Origin of the sequence: Catenovulum agarivorans YM01 (assembly GCF_000281085.1) — a bacterium.
GTDB lineage: Bacteria > Pseudomonadota > Gammaproteobacteria > Enterobacterales > Alteromonadaceae > Catenovulum > Catenovulum agarivorans.
Window position 1 is genome coordinate 99,131 of sequence record NZ_JH767523.1, and the last position, 22,396, is coordinate 121,526.

Consider the following 22,396-nt stretch of genomic DNA (forward strand, 5'->3'; position numbering starts at 1 on the left):
GATAACTCCGTTCAATTACATTTGTTTGGCCATTTCTTCGGCGCGATTAATACAGGCTTCAACGGCTTGTTGAATTACTGAGTCTAAGTTGTTGCTTTCAAAACTGGCAATAGCTGCCGCCGTAGTACCACCTTTCGAGGTTACTTGTTGGCGCAGTTCTGTGATAGTTTTATCAGAGTTTTGTTGCACCATTTGTGCAGAGCCATTGGCAACTTGCTCAACAATTAATTTAGCTTCGTCAGCTGAAAAACCTAATTTTTCTGCTTGTTTAACCAAGCCTTCCATAAATAGGAAGAAATAAGCAGGGGCACTGCCCGCAAGTGCGGTTATGTTATTAATGCCATCTTCGCTTTCAACCCAAACGGTTTTACCAACTGCGCTCATTAAGGTGTCGGTAAATTGTTTGTCTGCATCAGATACGTTTGCGGCTGCATATAAACCCGTTAACCCTAAACCTAATAAGCTCGGAGTGTTTGGCATAGTTCTAACAATTGCCGCTTCTTGGCTGATTAATTGTTGGAAACGTGCAACTGGAATACCTGCTGCAATTGAGATGAATAGCTTTTTATTTAGCGAAGCTTTATCTACTGTTAATGCGTTTAGCATGTCAGCCATCATTTGTGGCTTAACGGCTAAAACAACCACATCAGCTTGGGCAACCGCTTGGTTATTATCTTGCGTGGTGTTAATTGCGTATTTTTCTTTTAGTACATCTAATTTACCGGTAGAAGGGTTGGCAGCAATTATTTTATCCGCTGCGTAACCACTTTTAACTAAACCTGCAATAATGCTGGCTGACATATTGCCAGCACCAATAAAGGCGATTGTTCTGTTTGATTCTGTCATTTTGTAACTTCTATAAATTTAAAATTTCTAATGGTGCAAATCAGCGTTTAACCGCGTGCACCAAAAATTGCTGTGCCAATTCGCACCATAGTGCTACCGTTTAAAATGGCGGCTTGCATATCATTCGACATCCCCATTGATAAGGTATCTATAGTCGGGTAGTCATTTTTCAAGCTTTGATACAAATCATGCAACTGGCTAAACATCTTGTTTAATTCGCCTACATCGTCTGTATTGAGTGGTATAGCCATAATGCCGCGCAAAGTTAAGTTCGGGTATTGGCTTAAATGTTTAGCAAAATCAGCTACTTCAACTAGCGATAAACCAGATTTGTTCTCTTCGTTAGAGATGTTTACTTGAATACATACATTCAAGCTCCCTTTGTCGACAGGCCGCTGTTCACTTAAACGTTTGGCGATTTTTTCTCTATCTAAACTTTGTACCCAAGCAAAATTTTCAGCAATTAGTTTGGTTTTGTTCGACTGAATAGGACCGATAAAGTGCCACTCAATGTCTTTGTAATCAGCAAGTTGAATAACTTTGTCTGCGCCTTCTTGTGCGTAATTTTCACCAAATTTACGTTGGCCTGCTTGATAAGCAGCAATTACATCACTCGCTGGTTTGGTTTTACTCACAGCAAGCAATTGTGTTGTTTGTTGGGTATTGCAATTTAAATCTGCAATTTGTTGATTAATCTCGTTTAAATTTTGTTGTATAGCTATCATTTATCAAAATTTTTGGTTGGCTCGGTTGGAGGCAGGTGTCATGATATATCATTAAGTTGACTAAAGCACCTGAACTCAGGACAACAACTTGCTTTTTCGGAACTATTTTGCCGATTTTTTTACATTGGAAATCATACAGAATTATAAGTTTCTGCTATTTTTTAAATAACAATCTAGCATGAACAGGCTAACAACAGCGGAGTACCCAAGATGGATATTACAGAACTATTGTCATTTAGTGTTGAACATAAAGCGTCCGATTTACACCTTTCAGCCGGTGTACCGCCAATGATTAGGGTAGATGGTGATGTACGTAAAATTAACGTACCCGCACTCGATCATAAACAAGTGCATCAACTTATTTACGACATAATGAATGACAAGCAGCGCAAAGAATACGAAGAAAACTGGGAAGCTGACTTTTCATTTGAAATTCCAAATCTAGCACGTTTCCGTGTTAATGCATTTGTGCAAAACCGTGGGGCCTCTGCGGTATTTCGTACCATTCCAAGTGAAGTTTTGTCACTAGACGACATAAATGCACCAGATATATTTAAAGAATTAGCTGAAAAACCACGGGGTTTAGTACTGGTAACAGGGCCAACAGGTTCAGGTAAAAGTACCACCTTGGCGGCTATGGTTGATTATATAAATCAAAACAAACATCATCATATTTTAACCATCGAAGACCCAATTGAATTTGTTCATCAAAATAAACTGAGCCTGATTAACCAAAGGGAAGTGCATCGTGATACTAAATCATTCAACAATGCACTTCGTTCAGCTTTACGTGAAGATCCAGATGTTATTCTTGTTGGTGAGATGCGTGATCTTGAAACCATTCGTTTAGCTATGACGGCAGCAGAAACCGGCCATTTAGTTTTTGGCACTTTGCATACCACCTCAGCGCCAAAAACCATTGACCGTATTGTTGATGTATTTCCTGCAGCGGAAAAACCTATGGTGCGTTCAATGTTATCTGAATCACTGCAGGCAGTAATTTCGCAAGCGCTATTAAAACGCTCTGGTGGCGGTCGTGTGGCGGCACATGAAATTATGGTGGGTACACCAGCCATTCGTAACTTAATTCGCGAAGATAAAGTTGCACAAATGTATTCAGCTATTCAAACCGGTATGGGTTTTGGTATGCAGACTATGGATCAATGTTTAGCTGATTTAGTCAGCCGAGGCATTATCACTCGCCAAATTGCGGCAGCTAAAGCGGTTAATAAAGGCCAGTTCTAGGAGCCAATTATGTTAATTCAACCTTATTTAGAAAAAATGGTGCAACAAGATGCATCTGATTTATTTATTACCGTTGGTCGTCCGCCATGCGCAAAAATTAATGGTGAAATGACGCCGTTAGATGAAAACACTCTAGACAACCAAGCGAGTGTCGATTTGGTTTATAGCACTATGAATGAGGTGCAAAAAGCTGAATTTGAACAAACCAAAGAATGTAACTATGCGATAGCCGTTGATGGTGTTGGGCGTTTTCGTTGTAACGCTTTTGTTCAGCGTGAGCAAACAGGCATGGTTATCCGTAAAATTAATACAGACATTCCTGATGTTGATAAAATGGGCATGCCGAGCGTATTAAAAGACGTGATCATGGCAAAACGTGGTTTGTTTTTGTATGTAGGTGCAACAGGTACAGGTAAATCTACTGCCTTGGCTGCACTTATGGGTTATCGAAATCGTAATAGTCGTGGACATATATTAACCATTGAAGATCCTATTGAATTTGTTCATCAGCATGAAAAGTCTATTGTCACGCAACGTGAGGTTGGGGTAGATACTGAATCTTTTGATGCGGCGCTTAAAAGTTCACTGCGCCAAGCACCAGACGTCATTATGATAGGTGAAATTCGTTCAGCAGAAACCATGGAGTATGCCTTGTCGTTTGCTGAAACGGGGCATTTATGTGTGGCAACTTTACATGCGAATAATGCAAACCAAGCGATAGATCGTATTATGCACATGGTGCCAAAAGATATGAAAGAAAAGCTGTTATTTGATCTTTCATTAAATCTACGCGCAATTGTTGCTCAACAATTGGTGCCAACAAAAGATGGTCGTGGCCGCGTTGCTGCGATAGAAATCTTGCTTAATTCGCCGTTAATTGCAGATCTAATTGCTCGTAATGAGTTAGGTGGTATTAAAGAAGCAATGGAAAAATCAAAAGAGCTTGGCATGCAAACTTTTGATAGTGCATTGTTTGAATTGTACGAAAAAGGTGTGATTAATTTTGCCGATGCATTGCATCACGCTGATTCGCCAAATGATCTACGTCTCAAAATTAAACTGCGTAGTAATGAACAAACTAGTTCTGGTTCATTGCATGGTGTAACTGTTGATTTTGATTAATTTAATCATAGCTAACCCAAGTATCTTAAATTGATACTTGGGTATTTGTTTACTTAAAGAGCCTATTCTTATTCTACTTGCAACATTTCTTCTTTGCTTAACACCCTTGGGGTTGCACGTAATTTCTTAATCTCGCCATTAAAATAATGTACTTTGTTCATTCTTGCGCCGACAGAGGTTTGTGCTTGTTTGCTCATTGGGCCGAAATTAACTTGCGCTGTAAGTTCTTTTTTGCCATTTACATATGAAGTAAATACGCCGTTTTCGTATGTGATTGCTAAGTTATACCAACGGCCATTTTCATGCGTGAGTGAGCTGTCAATTAAGGTGTATCTAGAATCACCATCTAATAAAAATGCATCTAAATACCATTGATTTTGTTCATTAAAACGCATTTCTAAGGTTAACCTGTGTTTTGAGTTAGACAAATCTTCTATATGAACAATGCGTGGCTCCCGACCTTTTTCTGTCGGCACGAGTGGTTTAGCTATTAGCTCTAAAGTAAAACTTTGCATGCCAGCTATAATGTTGCCATGTACTTGGAGCCTATCGTTTAAACCGTTAAATTTAGTAGAGTTAGTCGGCGTAGTGATTAAAGTCGGTGAACCTTCTAATTCAGTGCTAAACCCACCAACTTGGTGTAGATTATCAAAGTGCCAAACAAGGCTGTTAATCTCACTTTGGTCTGTTTTGGTGGTCGTGCTAGTGCAACTGGCAAATAAAAATATACTGAATAAAGCAATTAAAAGTTTAGTGTGATAGCGCATTGTGTTTCTCCAAATAATTTAATAATAAGCTCATGTTTTTTATGTATTCTCTAAGATCAATTCCTTCAACTTTATCTGTTGCAGGGTAGGGGGAGGTATCGTATTTATCACCGACATAAGTTGTACTGTAATCACCTTGGGCAACTTCTGCCGGTGATGGGCCAATATAAGGGTTAGTGATGTATCGCAATTTACTTGGCCAATAGCCTTGATGGTTGAGAGATTGCAAAATTTGCTCGACTGATTTTTTGCTGCGTTTGGCGTAGCGCTCAACAACATATAAGTTGGGGAGTTTAGGTAAATTGCCGATAATTAATCCGTTTTGCAGCTTTGGTTGTTTAATTGGATTTTGCAAAATATGTTGATATTTGTGTTTTAGTTTAGCAATTTCAAAACGACCGATTGATGGATAATGGATCACTTGATTAGCTGGCTGATAATCAATGTAGTAACGCCCATTGGTTACATTTGAACCTGTTCTGTGCAAATACAGTGTTTTGTTTGTACCAATTTCCACCATCTTTGGATGTGTACGGTTATTTTTAATTTCATGTTTAGGCAGTTTTACCTGATCAAACCAAGCTAAACTTTCATCAATACCTTGTAAGAACTCGCTATTGCCAGTCACTAAATAAAAATCCATCAATAAGTCCAAAATGCTAGCGGTGGCACTTGTCGATAAAGATAAAGGTTCATAGCTTCTAGCAGCAGAAGGTTGCAAATCTAAAGTGTATTGTAACGCCCAAGCTGGTTGAGGCATTGGGTGTTTAAGTTTTACAAATACCTGCATTCCAGAATGGATAGCCTTAACCAACTTAGGGGTCAAAGTTGGATCGTTTAAATACAGCAAACAATAACTTAACAACGTTAAATTATTTGCCGCAACGTCGTCGTTAAAAGTAATATTGGCCGAATAATCCGCCTGCCCTTTAACTGAATGAGCTGTTGCTGGTGGATATCTTTGTGGCCAACCGCCAATTTCATACTGGCTGTCTAAAACAAAATTTACCGCTCGATATAAAGGTTCGCGGTATTTGATTTGGTTTTTTTGCAAATACAGCCTAAGTAAAAACACTGAAGCATCAAAAGTACCACCATCATCAAATGTAGCGTTACCATAGTAGTGGTGGAACTCTTCTAGTCGCCAGCCGTTAGCACCTATGGTTTGATACCAGTCTTTTAACGATTCTTCACCGGCTAAATCAAACATATAATTCCAACCGCCACTGGTGTGTTGGCCTTTGATTAGTGCTGAAGCCACTTGCTCTGCTGCTTGGTAATAAAATTCGTCTTGGGTAACGTGATAGGCATCTAAAAAAAGATGTCCCATAGTTGCCGTGCCAGGTGGTTGAACCCATACCATAGTCGGTTTTGCTTCCATTTCGCCCCAACGTCTCGAAAAATCGGGTAGATAAGCCCAAACGTAGCCGCCGTGGTAACTGACAGATTCAGTCATAAATTGGCTGGCTTTTTTCATGCTCGCTAAAATTTGTTGCTGCTGTCCTTGTTTTGCATAAAGGTTGGGGGCGCAAAATAAACTGGTAATCAGCAAAGCTAACGAGCATATTTTTATTATTGTCATATATCTCCCTATAGGCATCAGCCTAGAATAGTTATGAATGTACAACAAATAAAATACAAAAAGCTAACAAATAATGGTGGATAGATTAATTGACTAAACCATCAAAACGTTAGCGCTAGCTTATGGCTAGTCCACCTCTACCAGCCATTTTTTCGATAACATTTTCCATGTGTTTGACTGGATAAAACGGCTGATATCTCGTTTAATGTCTAATTCATTTGCGGAAATGGCGATACTACGGCCGAAATATTTGGTGTAGCCGGTTAAAATATACAAATTGTGTTGGTAGAGTTGGTTATCTCGGATTAAATATGCAAAAGTTTGTAGCCCTATCACTCCAAAATCCCCTCGACCCATTATTAACATTTTCGGGATAAGGGTTTCATTATCAACGTCTAATCTTTTTATTTGCTGTTGCGACACGTGTGGGTCTAGATTGAAATAATTATAGCCTCTAACGCCAATCAAAGTTTTGCCATAAAGAGAGCTTTCGTCGGTAAAACGTAAATTTTGATCGTTACTCACATACAGCTCTCGTTCAAAGACAAGCTCTTTAGTCCATAAATACTTAATTTGATTTTTATCATCAATCCAATGTGGGTTAACCCACAAAATAGCACCAGAATCCGCTAGCCGAGATAGCGCGCGCTTTTTGGGGAAGTATTTCACTTGATATGTATTCAGCTGAGAAAATTTACTTAGCTTTTTTGCAAAATCAAAACTTAATCCAACTTTGTCTTGAATGCTGACGATAAAAGGTGGTTTATCATAGTAGGTGTAGAGTGTGACTAAAGTTTTTGCATGTAAGCAATTGCAACTAATAAGTAATAATAGTAAAAATCGCGTCACAGCTTTTAAACCTTAAGTTATTGACGAATAACTTTTAAAGCATAGATCAGGATTAGGAGTTTGAGTAGTTTATCTGGGCAACAAAAAACCGCTAGAGCTAAGCTGTAGCGGTTTTTAGTCTTTAATCAATTGCAGTAGTTTAGTTTATTAAACTAGCCATCAAACATTGCTGAAATTGATTCTTCATTGCTAACACGACGAATTGCTTCAGCCAGCATAGAGCTTAAAGTTAACTGATGAACTTTATCAACTTTACGCATTTCATCACTTAATGGAATTGAATCGGTAATAACCAATTTATCTATTAATGAATCTTTGATGTTTTCAACTGCGTTACCTGAAAATACCGCGTGAGTTGCATATGCAAATACTTGGCGAGCACCTTTTTCTTTAAGTGCAGCAGCAGCTTTACATAAAGTACCACCTGTATCTATCATGTCATCAACAATAATACAGTCGCGGCCTTCAACATCACCGATAATATGCATTACTTGCGCAACGTTAGCGCGAGGACGACGTTTGTCGATAATCGCTAAGTCACAATCATTAAATTGTTTAGCAACCGCACGAGCACGTACAACACCACCTATGTCTGGAGAAACAACAACAGGGTTTTCAAATTTTTGTTCCCACATGTGCTCAATTAAAATTGGGCTACCAAATACGTTATCTACCGGAACGTCGAAGAAACCTTGAATTTGCTCAGCGTGTAAATCTACCGTTAATACGCGGTCAACACCTACGCTAGATAAGAAATCAGCAACAACTTTTGCAGTGATAGGAACACGAGCAGAACGAACACGTCTGTCTTGGCGAGCATAACCAAAATATGGAATAACGGCAGTGATGCGGCCAGCAGAAGCGCGGCGCAATGCATCAATCATTACAATTAATTCCATAATGTTGTCGTTAGTTGGTGCACAAGTTGATTGAATCACAAAAACGTCCGCCCCACGAACATTTTCGTTTATTTGCACACTAATTTCGCCATCGCTAAAGCGACCAACAACGGCAGATCCTAGTTTAGTATACAAACGGTTAGCAATTTTTTGAGCTAACTCAGGGGTAGCGTTTCCTGTGAATATTTTCATATCAGGCACAGTGGTGAACCTCAGGCAATTTGATTAATGGTTAATTACGAAACTGTTCTGCTAAATATAGATGAACAGGCGAATTCTTCAGGGTTTTTACAACAAAAGTTTTAATGCCTTCTGGAGCTTGCTCTGCCATTTTTTCAGCTTGTTGTTTGTTTGCAACAAGAGAAAAACAGCACGCACCTGTACCCGTCAGTCTGGATGGCGCGTATTCTACCAACCAGTGTAAGGTTTTGGCAACCTGAGGTTGCACTTCCTTTACCACAGATTCAAAATCATTGCGTGTTTTGTCAAAAACATACTCATTTGGCGCAACTATTTCACTGTCTCGTTTGAGTTGAGGTTGTGCAAACATAGCCGGAGTGGAAATGTGGCAATTTTCAGGAATGGCCAATAATAAATCGATTTCGGGTTGGTCACTCGGGGTTAAAAACTCACCAATACCAGTGGCAAAAGCGGTTTTACCATAAATAAAAATCGGTACATCAGCGCCTAAACCTGCACCTAGCTCAATTAATTCTTGTTCTGATGCGTTAATTTGCCAAAGCTTATTTAGCATTAACATAGTGGTTGCAGCATCCGATGAGCCGCCACCTAAACCAGCACCCGACGGAATACGTTTGGTAACTTTAATCGCAATACCTTTATCTAGATTAAAGTGTTTGCGCATTAAATCAGCCGCTTTGTAAATCAAGTTTTTCTCTGCTGCAACGCCGGATAAATCACCAGACAATTCAATATCAGTTGAATCTGTTAAGGTAAAGGTCAGTTCGTCGGCTAAATCTACAAACTGAAAAAGGGTGCTAAGTTCGTGATAACCATTGGCGCGTTTACCAGTAATATGCAAAAACCAATTAATTTTGGCAGGGGCTAAACAGGTATAACTTTGGCTCATTGATTAATCTCTTTCCATTCATTAATTTGCATAATTAAAGTGAAATCTAAATATTGGCATTTAACTTTTTTCGGTAATTTAATATGCCCAAGTGTTTGGTAACTTAAATATTCTAATCGCCATTCTTGATCAAACTGAGTGCGAACAAATACTTTTTTTGCGCTGCCGTCGTCATGGCGGCTCATAATCACACCTTCGTGATGGCCTTTCGCCCAATTGGCAACTTTATTAATTGGAATTGGCCAGCCTATTACTTGCTCCAATAATTGTTCTGGCGCATTTGACTGATATGTTTCACCATCAGCCTCAATTTTTATGTGGGCTGGCAATTGTTTGCTGGCAACACGTTTGGGTGGGGTAAAACCTTCAATATCTGCTACTTGAATACCTAAAAAAGTATTTAAGCTGATGTGGTAATTTTGTTGCTGTTGTTGCCAATAAAAATTAACTGATTCTCTGTCTTTGCCACGAATAAAGGCTATTTTACCTTCGGCGGTAAAACTTTGAATTTGTCCTGGGGAATATATCTCTTCCAGTTGTGGCATGTCAGGTTTAATTGCACAACCGGTTAAAAATACGGCTAAACCTAATAAATAACCACGAATGCAATAGCTAAAAGCTTTCAATCTGCTCGTCCATCTCGTAAAATTAGCGTCTTTCCATCTTAACTGAATGTTCAACAATAAACTGTAACAGAATCAATGGCATTATTTTCTTTCGGTATTAGTTACAAAACAGCTCCAGTTAGCATACGGGAGAAAGTTGCCTTTTCGACAGAGCAAATTGTTGAATCTGTGTTCGAACTCAAACAACAATATGCAGTAAATGAAGCTGTTGTAGTCTCTACCTGTAATCGAACCGAAGTTTATCTGAACGCGCCCCAATATAGCAAGCAAAGTGCAATAGACTGGTTAGCTGCAACCCATGGTTTAAATGCCAAAAGTCTTGCTGAACATGTATATTTTTACCACGATGATGCTGCTATTACTCATTTAATGCGTGTTGCCTGTGGCTTAGATTCTATGGTGTTAGGTGAGCCACAGATACTCGGGCAGTTAAAACAATCTTACGCAGTTGCTGAACAACACAGTTTTGTTGGTGGCATATTATCGCGGTTATTCCAAAGCTCATTTTCTATTGCTAAAGATGTTCGCACTAATACTGAAATTGGCGAAGCAGCTGTATCGGTCGCTTTTGCCGCTGTCAGTTTATCCAAACACATATTTGATGATTTAAGCAAAGTTAACGTGTTATTAGTTGGTGCAGGCGAAACCATAGAGTTAGTTGCGCGCCATATTGCCGAAGCGGGCGCTGATAAAATAACCGTTGCTAACCGCAGCATTCAACGTGCAGCGTTATTAGCTGAAAGTTTTAATGCGAAAACAGCAACTTTATCGCAAATTCCAGAACTTTTGGTTAATGCAGATATTGTTGTGAGCTCAACCGCCAGTACTTTGCCATTAATAGGTAAAGGTATGGTTGAAAGTGCTATGCATCAAAGACGTAACCGCCCTATGTTTATGGTAGATATAGCCGTACCTAGAGATATAGAAACTCAAGTAAATGATGTAGACAACGTCTATTTATATACAGTTGACGACCTACAAGGCATAGTGCAAAAAAATCAGCAAAAGCGTTTGAAAGCAGCTGAACAAGCTGAACAAATGATAAAAGCGGATGTTGAAAAGTTTAACCTTTGGTTGGCTTCACGCCAGTCAGTAGATTATGTTAGAAACTACCGCAGCCAAGCGGACGAAATAAAACAACAATTATTAAACCGCGCGTTAAATCAATTATCGCAAGGAGTAGATGCCGACAAAGTCGTCACTGAGCTTGCAAGCAAATTAACCAATCAATTGGTTCATCCTCCAACAATGGCATTGCGCCAAGCAGCCACAGCGGAAGATAAAACCAACATAGAATTTTTAGCCGAACATTTAGGCATAGAATCTGAGTAAAACTTACCCATGAAAGAATCGATAATTCGTAAACTAGAAGCGCTTGATGAGCGTTATGAAGAAGTTCAAGCACTATTGAGCGACGGCGACGTTATATCTGATCAAGATAAATTCAAAGCGTTATCCAAAGAGTATTCGCAGTTAGAAGAAGTTGTAAAAGCCTTTAAAGACTATCAGCAAGCGCAAGAAGATTTAGCAACCGCTGAAGAAATGCTCAATGAAGACGATCCTGAGCTTAAAGAAATGGCGCAAGAAGAAATGAAAGCGGCCAAAGTAATTTTAGAGCAATTGCGTCAAGACCTACAAATATTGTTATTACCAAAAGATCCAAATGACGATCGCAACTGCTTTATTGAAATTCGTGCCGGTGCCGGTGGTGATGAAGCTGGTATTTTTGCTGGCGACTTATTCCGTATGTATTCACGCTACGCAGAGCGCAAAAGCTGGCGTGTTGAATTAGTTAGCGAGAATGTAAGTGAGCAGGGCGGTTACAAAGAAGTTGTCGCACGCATTGTTGGTGATGGCGCTTATGGACGTTTAAAATTTGAATCTGGCGGACACCGCGTACAACGTGTACCAGAAACCGAATCTCAAGGTCGTATTCATACATCTGCCTGTACAGTTGCTTTATTACCAGAAGTACCAGAATCAGAAGCTGTGCAAATTAATCCAGCTGATTTACGTATCGACACTTTCCGTGCATCAGGCGCGGGTGGTCAGCACGTTAACAGAACTGACTCAGCTGTACGTATTACCCATTTACCAACAGGTGTAGTAGTTGAGTGTCAGGATGAACGTTCGCAACATAAAAACAAAGCAAAAGCTATGTCAGTATTGGTTGCGCGTATTCAAGCAGCAGAAGATGAAAAACGCCGTTTAGAAGAAGAATCAACTCGTCGTAACTTAGTTGGTAGTGGTGATCGTTCAGAGCGTATACGTACCTACAACTATCCACAAGGTCGAATTACCGACCATAGAATCAACCTTACTTTATACAAATTAACTGAAGTGGTTGAAGGTGATTTAGACTCAGTAGTTGAGCCACTTATTCACGAATATCAAGCTGACCAATTAGCTGCTCTGTCAGACAGTTAATGACCACACTCAAACAAAACTGCCCAACCAGCTTAGATATAGCTTGGCGTTGGGCAGCTGATTTATTTATTGAATCAGAATCACCTCAAATAGATGCACAGTTATTGTTATTACAAGCAATTGAACAAACGAATCGCGTGTATTTATTAACTTGGCCAGACAAATGTTTGAGCGAAAACCAGCAAGATATATTTTGTGATTATGTGCAACAAAGGTTAAGCGGAAAACCTATCGCACATATTCTCGGCACACGTGAATTTTGGGGATTAGAACTAAGTGTAAATCCAAGCACACTGATACCAAGACCCGACACAGAAACCTTAGTTGAAGTTGTGCTAAATCACGTAGCTGAGAATAGCAAACTCGCTGATAAAACACTCAAGGTATTAGATTTAGGTACAGGTACAGGTGCAATTGCGCTGGCAATAAAATCTGAATTTCCGAATTGGCAAGTGTCGGCTGTTGAGTACAATGTGGATGCTGCAAAACTTGCTGAATATAATTCAGTACAGCTGCAATTACCGATACAAATCTATCAAGGCAGTTGGTTTGAACCTTTAGCCAATACAAATCAAAAGTTCGATATTATTGTATCTAATCCACCTTACATAGATAAAACTGATCCTCATTTATTACAAGGTGATGTCAGATTTGAGCCTTTATCAGCGCTAGTAGCTGAAGATAAAGGTTTAGCCGATATTCAGATTATCGCCGAGCAAGCCGTCAAATTCTTAAATAAAGGTGGTTTAATTGCCATCGAGCATGGTTTCGAACAAGCTCAACAAGTGCAGGACATTCTTCAAAAATTAAACTATCAAAATATAAAAACAGCTAAAGACTTAGCTGGCCAAGATAGAATAACACATGCATATTCCCCAAATTATTGAATAAACTAGCGTTAAACTTGTCAATTTGCCAACTCTGAACTAATTTTTTAAGAGTGATATCAGCGCACGTTTTGGGGAAGAGTGCATGAACGACGATTTTTTATTTACCGACGATGAAGGCGAAGAAGAAGTAGGCTACGAGAAATCTTGGAAAGTTCTAATTGTAGATGATGAGCCTGAAGTTCATGCGGTAACTAAGCTCGCTTTGAGTGATTTTACATTTCAACACCACAGCTTAGAATTTATTAGTGCTTATTCAGGTGCTGAAGCTAAAGAGCTGATAATTGAACACCCTGACACGGCCATCATATTGTTAGATGTAGTGATGGAAACTGATGATGCTGGTTTACAAGTTGCAGAATTTATTCGCAAAGAAGCCAACAACCAGTTTGTCCGTATTATTTTACGCACAGGTCAACCAGGGCAAGCACCAGAGCGTCATGTAATTGTTAATTATGACATTAATGACTACAAGTCAAAAACTGAATTGACAGCACAAAAACTCTTTACTGTGATTATGGCGAGTTTGCGTTCGTATCGCGACATTATGTCAATTGAGAAGAATCGGTTAGGTTTAGAAACTATTATTAGAGCGTCAGCCAACTTATTTTCTAATCATTCAATGGACTCTTTTATTAATGGTATTTTACGCCAGCTCACTTCTATTATTAACTGTACCAATGAAGCAATGTACGTAACATCATTGGTTGCGGACGATCATTTGGTTGATGGCGAGCTGGTTGTCGTGACTGGACAAGGCGAATTTGCTGATTTGGAAGGCAAAAAAGTTTTTGAAGTCATTCAACCGAACATGAAAGATGCCTTTGATCACGCAATTAATGACAAAGACATTGTTTACGGCGAAGATTTTATTGTCGCTTATTGTGAAAGTCACTCCAATCATAGAGCTTTGTTATATATAGCAAATATTTCTGAAGAATTATCTGAAACTGACAAACACTTAATTGAGCTCTTTACCAAAAATGTACAAATTGCCTATGACAATGTGATCTTGACTCAGGATATTGAAGACACGCAGCGTGAGATCGTTATGCGCTTGAGTGAGTCGGTAGAATGCCGTTCAGAGGAAACAGGCAATCATGTTAAACGTGTCGCAGCATACTGCCGATTATTTGCGCAGAATTTAGGGTTGTCTGAAGACGAAGTTGAAACTTTAGTGTTAGCCGCACCATTACATGACGTTGGTAAAATTGGTATACCTGACCGAATTTTAAATAAAGCAGGACCGCTCACACCTGAAGAAATGACAGTGATGCGTAAACATGCCTCTCTGGGATACCACATTTTGGCGGGAAGTGAACGGCCAATTATTAAAGCGGGTGCACTAATTGCACGTGACCACCATGAACGTTGGGACGGAACAGGTTATCCAGAAGGGAAAAAAGGTAAACAGATCCATTTATATGGACGTATTGTTGCTATCGCCGATGTATATGACGCGCTCAGGTGTGAACGCTGTTATAAAAAAGCTTGGGATGCAGAAACAACCATGGCTGAAATTAAAGCGCAAAGTGGTCTTCATTTTGACCCTGAACTAGTGGATATTTTTGTTGAGAAATATCAAGATTTTGAAGATGTATTAAAGAATTATCCTGATTGAAAACTTGAAAGAACCAATTTTGCCCCCATAAAATGATTGTGATAAAAAGTTTTGTAGGGGCCAAATTGTTAGAGAATCAATCCATCGTCAGTTATTGCTTAGAATTACTTGAGCCAATTTCAGCAAAAAAACAATTTAATTCGGCAATAGAGCAACACCATAATCTAGCGCAAATTGTTGAATTGACCACAATCGACATGGATGATCCGATAGAGCGTATCCACTTTGTGCTCGACTTCTTTTATACGCAAAGCATATTCGGCACACCTACATCATTAAATAAACCACAAGATTATGATTTAGTTTCAGCGCTCAATACTCATACTGCATCTTCACCTGTGTTAGCTATTATTCTGGCTGATTTATTTACAGCTGCTAGGTTGGAAGCGCACGCCATTATTGCAAGGCACAAAGTATTAGTCCGTATAGAGTTAGAAGATAATCAGTTTGTATTTATTGAAGCCAGTGCGGGTGTCAGTTTAGAGTGGGATGAGGTAAAACAATACCTTAATATTAAAGACAAAAAACAACACCAAATAGAGCTGCCAGACGAACAAACCATAGGCATGTTGTTGCTCAGCATGTATAAAACTGCACTTATGGATAAAGCACTATTTGCCAAAGCCCTTGAAGTAGTCGACTTAATTATCAGTTTTGAACCAGAAAACCCATACGAGCGCAGAGATAGAGGTTTTGTATTGCAGCAATTAAACTGTGACTCGCATGCGGTAGCTGACTACAAATATTTTATCGAGCAATGCCCAGCAGACCCACTTGCGCCTATGATAAAAATGCAGCTAGACGACATTAACAATAATATCTGCTCTATCCACTAAATTTGGCTAACTACAAATAATGCAACCTGTATCTTCAAACAATTCAGACCAACAAATAGTCATACGCGTGCGTCCGGCCAAAGCGGCTTTTGATTGGTTTAAAGATGGATTAACTATATTCAGTCAACACAAATTGCCATGGATAGGAGTGACACTTTCACTATATGTTTTGCTACTGGCATTGTCGGTTATCCCTGTCGTGGGGCAAATTATTGGCAATATCCTACTCGCGGGTTTATTTCCGCTTGCGCATACAGCATTTCATACTAAACAATTTGATCACAAAAGAGTGTTTGATGGTTTTAAACAAAGTTTAATGCCGCTTATTCAAGTCACTTTGGTCAATATGATAGGCGTATACATTTGTTATGAATTGGCAGCGCAAATTACCGGCTTTGACCAACTGGCTACACCTAACGTTAATGATGTCTACCAACTTAGTATGGTACTGTTAATTTTTTATGCCCCAATATTATTAGCTATGTTATTTGCACCCGCACTTATCATATTGCATAAAATTAATGTTTGGCAGGCGATAAAAATGTCTTTTGTTGGTGGCTTTAAAAATAGCATTAGCATGACAGTATTTGGCGTAATCATGATTTTTGCCATGATATTGGCAATTATGCCAGCAGGTTTGGGATTAATCTTTTTATTACCGATAATGCACTGTACTTTATATATCATTTTTCAAGACATATTCCACAGCCGCACGCCTTTTAAATTAGAAAGTCAGCCGGAAGATGAAGATAGCATGTATGTATAGGATCGTTAAATGAACGCACTAGACCTTTTATTAAACCGAGTTTCATACAACAAACTTATTTATCCTGCACCGCAAGGTGAACAGTTAAATAATATATTACAAGCCGGTTGTAATGTACCTGATCATGGTGGATTAACGCCGTGGCGTTTTATTGTGTTTAAAGATGAATCGTTAAAAGATTTAGGTGAAATTTTTGCCGAAGCAGCCGAGCAAGAGCAAGCTGCCGACGAGCAAGTAACCAAAGCTAAAAATATGCCACTACGAGCACCTATGATAATTGCGGTAATTGCTAAATTAACCTCAGATCACAAAGTACCAGAAAGCGAACAGCTTATCGCTGCGGGTTGTAGCGTACAAGCCATGCAAATGGCCGCAGTTGCCCAAGGTTTTCAAGGTATTTGGCGCACAGGCGCATATGCTTATCATCCACATGTCACCAAACAGCTAAATTTAGCTGACAATGAAGAAATAGTTGGTTATTTATATTTAGGGACTGCCGACGGTGAAGTACCAACAAAACAAAGACCATCTGCAGAAAACTTTGTGCAATACTGGTAAATTTTAGCTGATCCATTCTATCCTTTAACTCGTAGATTTAATTTGAATAAAATTGCGAGCTAAGGATAAAAATGGACAAACAATTCCCCAAAGTCGATATTGGCATCAGTGCCTGTTTATTAGGCGAAAATGTTCGTTTTGATGGCGGACACAAAAATCTCTATTTTGCCAACCAAGTCTTAGTAAACTACGCTAATTATCATAGAGTGTGCCCAGAAGTTGGCATAGGCATGTCTATTCCACGTAAACCTATTCGGTTAGTTGAACACAATCAGCAAATTTTATTGTTAGACAGCCGTGATGCGAGCATAGATTACACCAAAAAAATGCAAGACTTTGCGGAGAAAAAGTGCGCATCACTAACCGGATTAAATGGATTTATCGTTACCTCAAAATCACCAAGTTGTGGCATGGAGCGTATGAAAGTATACGACATTGACGGTAAACAAATTCGTAAAGACGGTATTGGTTTATTCACGCAGAAACTAATGCAAATGCACCCAAACCTACCTGTTGAAGAAGACGGCCGTTTAAACGACTCACAACTTAGAGAAAACTTTATCGCCCGTGTCTACGTGCATGCTACTTGGCATAAAGACGTAGCCAATAGCGACAAAATGGCCGACTTAGTGAAATTTCACAGTCAGCATAAATACCAAATAATGTCACACAGCTACCAAGCGTATAAAAGTTTAGGCAAGCTAGTGGCAAATGCTGAGAAACTCAGTTTGTCGGATATAAAACCTTTATATTTTAGTCAGTTAATGACAGCGTTAAAAAATATAGCTGGGCGTAAAAAACACTGTAATGTAATGCAGCATATTCAAGGTTATTTTAAAAAGCAGCTGACTGCGCACGACAAACAAGAGTTATCAGACTTAATAATGCAATACCGCGCTGGTTTAGTGCCTTTACTTGCACCACTGACGCTAATTAAACATTTTTTGAAAAAGTACCCGAATGATTATTTAAATCAGCAAAGCTACTTTTCTCCTTATCCGCTGAAAATGGGACTACACGGCTAATGCAACTAATATGGTATAGAAACGATCTTAGAACATATGATCACACAGGTTTATCACAAGCTGTTGCCAAAGCAAATGAGCTTAAGCAGGGCATAGTAGCTGTATTTGTATTTACCCAAAAACAATGGCAACAGCAACAGATGGCGGAGATAAAACTTGCGCTAATCAAAGCTCGAGTAATGCGCCTACAACAAGAGTTAGCTGATTTAAACATACCGCTAGTAGTGCATAACTGCGATACTTACCAACAATCGGCCGAATGGGTGGCCGATTTTTGCCAAACGCAGCAAGTTAGCCATTGCCATATAACCCATGATTACGAATTAAACGAAACAAAACGCGATGAATATTTAGCACAATTGCTCACTAACACCTGCAATGCAAGTATTCAAAACTGCTGTGAAATAATCGCCAATCACGACAATTTAATAATGCCGCCGGGCAGTGTTGTTAAAAACGATGGTGAACCATATCAAGTATTTACGCCGTTTAAAAAACAGTGGTTGAGACAACTACAGAACAATTTGCCAAACAGCCATGCCAAACCTAAAGTTCAAACTGACAATCAACTGACCTTCGATAGATTTTATTATCCGTATTCAGTACCAAGCGAAACGCTTGACCAGTTAAAATGTTGGACAGATATAGAAGACGATGTAATCAATCAATTACGTGGATTTTGTCGAGAGCAGATTCAAGACTATGCCGATAAGCGAGATTTCCCAATAGCAAAATGTACCAGCCGATTGTCTCCTTATTTTGCGCTCGGTGTATTAAGCCCTCGCCAAGCGCTTAACCGAATTGTATTAGAACACCAAGAGCAAGTATTTAGTAATGATACAGGCCCAGGAGTGTGGTTAAGTGAGTTGATTTGGCGCGAATTTTATAAACATTTAACTGCTTATTACCCTGACATAAGCAAAGGCAAAAGTGTAAAAGCGCAGTACCAAAATATTCAGTGGAATACCGACCGCACAGTTTTTGACGCTTGGTGTAATGGGCAAACAGGCTTTCCAATAGTAGATGCAGCAATGCGCCAATTAAATGAATTAGGCTGGATGCACAACCGCCTACGTATGATAGTCGCAAGCTTTTTAATAAAAGACCTCCACATAAATTGGCGCTGGGGCGAAGACTACTTTATGCAAAAGTTAATTGATGGTGATTATGCCGCAAATAACGGCGGTTGGCAGTGGTGTGCCTCAACCGGACACGATGCAGCGCCATACTTTAGAATTTTTAACCCAACTACCCAAGGTGAAAGATTTGACGCCAAAGGCGCATTTATAAAAATGTATTGCCCCGAGCTAAAAGACATACCAGAAAAGTGGATACACAAACCACACGAATATGCAGAAAAATATCGTGTAGCAATAGATTATCCTAAGCCGATAGTTGACCATAAAAATGCCCGAGAAATAACCCTAGCCTTGTATAAAGGTTAGAGCTGGTTATATCGGCCAAAATATTTTTATTAGACGCTCTTGATAATGTTTGATTTAGACATATTATGTCTTTAACTCAGTTCAGATAAAGTTTCGCGGAGAAAATATGAAACGTATAGTCCTGTTCTTACTTACTAATATCGCGGTTATGCTAACCCTAGGTATAGTTCTAAGTATTCTAATGTCTGTGTTTGGTATACAACGCCAAAGCATGGGCGGTTTGTTGCTAATGGCTGGCGTATTTGGTTTTGGTGGCGCGTTTATCTCGTTGCTAATGTCTAAATGGATAGCCAAACGCTCAACCGGCGCATATGTAATTGAACAACCAAGAAACGCAACCGAACAATGGTTGGTTGAAACTGTACGTCGCCAAGCACAAAAAGCTGGAATAGGCATGCCAGAAGTGGCGATTTTTGACTCGCCAGAAATGAATGCTTTTGCCACAGGTGCAAACAAAAATAATGCATTAGTTGCGGTAAGCACAGGTTTATTGCACAACATGAATAAAGAAGAAGCTGAAGCCGTATTAGGCCACGAAGTTAGCCACGTAGCCAATGGTGACATGGTAACCCTTACGTTAATTCAGGGTGTGGTAAATACCTTTGTAATATTTTTAGCCCGTGTAGTGGCAGGCATAATTAGCAATGCAACCCGTGGTAATAATAACGAGTCGGGTATGGGCGGTTTAGCTTATTATGCAACTGTGTTTGTACTAGAAATACTATTTGGCATACTCGCTAGTATTGTCGTTGCTTGGTTCTCGCGCCAACGTGAATACCGTGCCGACACAGGCGGCGCACATTTAGCCAGTCGTCAAGGTATGATAGCTGCTTTAGAAAAGCTTAAACACTCGCAAGAAAGCCGTTTAGAAGGTTCAATGATGGCATTTGGCATAAACAGCAAATCAAAATTCGCCAGCTTGTTTGCAAGCCACCCACCATTAGACGAGCGTATTCAAGCCCTTAAAGACGCACGTTAGTTTTCAATCAGGTGTTGAAAAAATCCCCGACCAGTTCGGGGATTTTTGTTTCTATATTGTAGAGTTCGAAAATCTTCTTATTTTTTACATTTAATTGGGCTATAGTTTTGATTCCAATTATAAAAATTAAGAACCAAGATAATGACTCGCACTGTACAACTTCCGCAAGATGATGCTTTTTTAGATGATCAATTAATCCAATGGTGGTATTGGACTGGACAACTCACAACAGAATCAGGTCGGCGCTTTGGTGTTGAATTATGCTTTTTTGCTGTTGACGCGAGCGCGATTCATTTATTTGAAATGATTGCGCATAAAATTCATGGCGAAAAAGTAATGTCAGATTTCACGACTGTGCAAATGATTAATGCTGCAGTTACTGATATCGACAATGATAAATTTTATAGCAAAGTGACATACGTACCGGGTGCTCCAAAAGACGTTACCGACGGATTCGCCTTACATGATTTACTGAGAAATTGCTCTGCTGTTGGCGGCGGTGGCAATGACAAGCTACTGATAACTGTAGATGGCTTCAAGTTTGAGCTTAATCTTGAAGAATTACGTCCGGCTGTTATTCATTACGATGGACAGAAACACGAATACCAATTTGGCGGTTACACCTATTATTATTCGCGTGAAAGCATGCAAGCGATTGGGCAACTCACAACCAACGGGCAAACTGAAAATGTCAGTGGAAACCTTTGGTTTGATCGCCAATATGGTGAATTGGTGCAAGCTTCAATGTTGGTTGGTTGGCAGTGGTTTGCTATCCAGCTAGAGCCAAATACCCAGATAATGATTTTTTCTTACCATTGGGAATCAGAGCACATGGGCTCAATCACCAATGAACAAGGTGAAACCGTTGAACTTGGCCCCAAAGATTATTCACTAGATATTTTAGAGTGGTGGACTAGCCCACACACGCAAAGACGTTATCCTTCCAAATGGCATTTAAAAACCGGTGAATACGATTTAACTATAACACCTTTGGTTGCCGATCAAGAATTAGACGAAGCTTGGTTATGGATCAAGTATTGGGAAGGTGCCTGTGGAGTAACAGGTTCACATCAAGGTTCAGCATATGTTGAATTAGTTGGGTATCACAGAAAACATTGGTTGTAATTAGACAATAATAACGAAAAAAGGAAACTTTTATGGCTTTATACCAACATTATCTAGGCAATGTAGTATCTAAACCACCTTGTAAAATGACTAATGCAAATATGTATGGTTTTTTTATCGAAGGGCAACTTAAACAAATTCAAGCTTACCTAGATTCAACTCTAAATACGGTTGAAATTGAAAATACCCATTTTAAAGCTTTATCAAAATATTTAATGCTGACTTTTACTGATATTGAAAAAATGGTCAGCACAAATCCGCAATATAAAGATGCAGGTTGGAGCCAAGAAACAGACATTATTATTTGGGTGCCAGTAGCAAAAATAGTGAAACATAAAGTCGACCAAATATATTTTTATCCTGCTTATATCGTGGTTAATAACTTATATGCTTTGCTAAATGGCACTTTAACTTGGGGTTTCAACAAGTATTTTAGTAATACATTTGAGATGCCTGCAATTGGTGGCGAGCCAGATAAGTTTTCTTTAACGGTTGATGCATTTAAAACTTTTTCAGCAGATTCTACATTAAAGCCACATCAAATCTTTGAATTAAACATGGTTGAAAAGGGCGAAACTAAAAGTGTTTCTGGCATTGCTGAAATAATTAAAGAAGCGATAGAATTAATTTCCTCTTCCACTGAGTCGATTTTCGATTTCGATTGGAACGCAATTAAACAATCACTGCATCAATTAGTCTCACCCGAAATAAATCAAATTTTGTTTAAACAATATCCAGATGGCGAAGCGCAAGATGCACTGTATCAGGCGATTATTCATTCACCATCGAAAGTGGATAAAGTACATAGTGCCGCTATTTATACACATAAATATCAATTTAATATGCAGCATTTAGACTCATTCCCACTTGATGAAATGTTTGGCATTTCTACTGCAAGCCAACAACCATTGTTGCCGTTTAATGTGTTGTTTGATTTTAGCCAAGATGCAGCAATTGAAATTGCAAAAAATTAATA

At 39.2% G+C, this 22,396-nt stretch carries 22 protein-coding genes; 14 read left to right on the top strand and 8 right to left on the bottom strand.

The window, feature by feature from the left end; genetic code table 11:
* Positions 1-15 precede the first annotated feature (15 nt).
* Positions 16-846: a pyrroline-5-carboxylate reductase gene (gene proC / locus WSC_RS0105075; RefSeq protein ID WP_016954830.1), complete on the bottom strand. Its 831-nt coding sequence runs from the start codon at positions 844-846 to the stop codon at positions 16-18.
* 47 nt (positions 847-893) lie between these two features.
* Positions 894-1,571 carry a YggS family pyridoxal phosphate-dependent enzyme gene (locus WSC_RS0105080; protein WP_016954831.1) on the bottom strand — a complete coding sequence of 226 codons (678 nt, stop codon included), beginning with the start codon at positions 1,569-1,571 and terminating at the stop codon, positions 894-896.
* Between the two features lie 210 nt (positions 1,572-1,781).
* On the opposite strand from WSC_RS0105080, the gene WSC_RS0105085 reads away from it, so the two are divergent.
* Positions 1,782-2,816, top strand: coding sequence for a type IV pilus twitching motility protein PilT (locus WSC_RS0105085; protein WP_016954832.1), 1,035 nt, complete (start codon positions 1,782-1,784; stop codon positions 2,814-2,816).
* 9 nt (positions 2,817-2,825) lie between these two features.
* A complete protein-coding gene (locus WSC_RS0105090) occupies positions 2,826-3,938 on the top strand; it encodes a PilT/PilU family type 4a pilus ATPase (RefSeq protein WP_016954833.1) in 1,113 nt (370 codons plus the stop codon).
* Between the two features lie 68 nt (positions 3,939-4,006).
* On the opposite strand, the gene WSC_RS21885 is transcribed toward WSC_RS0105090, so the two are convergent.
* From WSC_RS21885 to lolB, 6 genes are all read right to left on the bottom strand, one after another.
* A complete protein-coding gene (locus tag WSC_RS21885) occupies positions 4,007-4,705 on the bottom strand; it encodes a LamG domain-containing protein (RefSeq protein ID WP_016954834.1) in 699 nt (232 codons plus the stop codon).
* On the bottom strand, positions 4,689-6,287 hold the full coding sequence (locus tag WSC_RS21890) for a pectate lyase (protein WP_016954835.1): 1,599 nt from the start codon (positions 6,285-6,287) through the stop codon (positions 4,689-4,691). Before WSC_RS21890 ends, WSC_RS21885 begins: the two co-directional genes overlap by 17 nt.
* Before the next feature lie 126 nt (positions 6,288-6,413).
* Positions 6,414-7,136 (bottom strand): type 2 periplasmic-binding domain-containing protein, encoded by a 723-nt coding sequence (locus WSC_RS0105105; RefSeq protein WP_016954836.1) that lies wholly within the window; start codon positions 7,134-7,136, stop codon positions 6,414-6,416.
* A 152-nt stretch (positions 7,137-7,288) separates the two neighbouring features.
* Positions 7,289-8,236, bottom strand: coding sequence for a ribose-phosphate pyrophosphokinase (locus WSC_RS0105110; protein WP_016954837.1), 948 nt, complete (start codon positions 8,234-8,236; stop codon positions 7,289-7,291).
* Positions 8,237-8,267: 31 nt separating this feature from the next.
* Complete coding sequence (ispE, locus tag WSC_RS0105115; RefSeq protein WP_016954838.1) at positions 8,268-9,125, bottom strand: 4-(cytidine 5'-diphospho)-2-C-methyl-D-erythritol kinase; 858 nt, start codon at positions 9,123-9,125, stop codon at positions 8,268-8,270.
* Positions 9,122-9,751: a lipoprotein insertase outer membrane protein LolB gene (gene lolB, locus WSC_RS0105120; RefSeq protein ID WP_016954839.1), complete on the bottom strand. Its 630-nt coding sequence runs from the start codon at positions 9,749-9,751 to the stop codon at positions 9,122-9,124. The genes ispE and lolB overlap by 4 nt, the downstream gene beginning before the upstream one ends.
* Positions 9,752-9,826: 75 nt before the next feature.
* On the opposite strand from lolB, the gene hemA reads away from it, so the two are divergent.
* The 12 genes from hemA to WSC_RS0105180 all read left to right on the top strand — a co-directional run bounded on the left by hemA (position 9,827) and on the right by WSC_RS0105180 (position 22,394).
* Positions 9,827-11,083 carry a glutamyl-tRNA reductase gene (gene hemA / locus WSC_RS0105125; protein ID WP_016954840.1) on the top strand — a complete coding sequence of 419 codons (1,257 nt, stop codon included), beginning with the start codon at positions 9,827-9,829 and terminating at the stop codon, positions 11,081-11,083.
* Positions 11,084-11,092: 9 nt separating this feature from the next.
* Positions 11,093-12,178: a peptide chain release factor 1 gene (gene prfA, locus WSC_RS0105130; protein ID WP_016954841.1), complete on the top strand. Its 1,086-nt coding sequence runs from the start codon at positions 11,093-11,095 to the stop codon at positions 12,176-12,178.
* Positions 12,178-13,065, top strand: a complete 888-nt coding sequence (gene prmC, locus WSC_RS0105135) for a peptide chain release factor N(5)-glutamine methyltransferase (protein ID WP_016954842.1) — start codon at positions 12,178-12,180, stop codon at positions 13,063-13,065. Before prfA ends, prmC begins: the two co-directional genes overlap by 1 nt.
* Before the next feature lie 85 nt (positions 13,066-13,150).
* Complete coding sequence (locus WSC_RS0105140; RefSeq protein ID WP_016954843.1) at positions 13,151-14,686, top strand: DUF3369 domain-containing protein; 1,536 nt, start codon at positions 13,151-13,153, stop codon at positions 14,684-14,686.
* 65 nt (positions 14,687-14,751) lie between these two features.
* On the top strand, positions 14,752-15,522 hold the full coding sequence (locus WSC_RS0105145; protein ID WP_169315459.1) for a tetratricopeptide repeat protein: 771 nt from the start codon (positions 14,752-14,754) through the stop codon (positions 15,520-15,522).
* A gap of 19 nt (positions 15,523-15,541) precedes the next feature.
* Positions 15,542-16,288 (top strand): BPSS1780 family membrane protein, encoded by a 747-nt coding sequence (locus WSC_RS0105150; protein WP_016954845.1) that lies wholly within the window; start codon positions 15,542-15,544, stop codon positions 16,286-16,288.
* Between the two features lie 9 nt (positions 16,289-16,297).
* The gene (locus WSC_RS0105155; protein WP_016954846.1) at positions 16,298-16,846 is read left to right on the top strand and encodes an NAD(P)H nitroreductase; all 549 of its coding nucleotides are present in this window, start codon (positions 16,298-16,300) and stop codon (positions 16,844-16,846) included.
* 71 nt (positions 16,847-16,917) lie between these two features.
* Complete coding sequence (locus WSC_RS0105160; protein WP_016954847.1) at positions 16,918-17,871, top strand: YbgA family protein; 954 nt, start codon at positions 16,918-16,920, stop codon at positions 17,869-17,871.
* Positions 17,871-19,316 carry a deoxyribodipyrimidine photo-lyase gene (phrB, locus tag WSC_RS0105165; protein ID WP_016954848.1) on the top strand — a complete coding sequence of 482 codons (1,446 nt, stop codon included), beginning with the start codon at positions 17,871-17,873 and terminating at the stop codon, positions 19,314-19,316. Before WSC_RS0105160 ends, phrB begins: the two co-directional genes overlap by 1 nt.
* Positions 19,317-19,422: 106 nt before the next feature.
* Entirely contained in the window at positions 19,423-20,295 is an 873-nt protein-coding gene (htpX, locus tag WSC_RS0105170) for a protease HtpX (RefSeq protein ID WP_026016676.1), read from the top strand.
* A 141-nt stretch (positions 20,296-20,436) separates the two neighbouring features.
* Entirely contained in the window at positions 20,437-21,420 is a 984-nt protein-coding gene (locus WSC_RS21895; RefSeq protein ID WP_016954850.1) for a lipocalin family protein, read from the top strand.
* 32 nt (positions 21,421-21,452) lie between these two features.
* Positions 21,453-22,394, top strand: a complete 942-nt coding sequence (locus WSC_RS0105180; protein ID WP_016954851.1) for a hypothetical protein — start codon at positions 21,453-21,455, stop codon at positions 22,392-22,394.
* Positions 22,395-22,396: the final 2 nt, after the last annotated feature.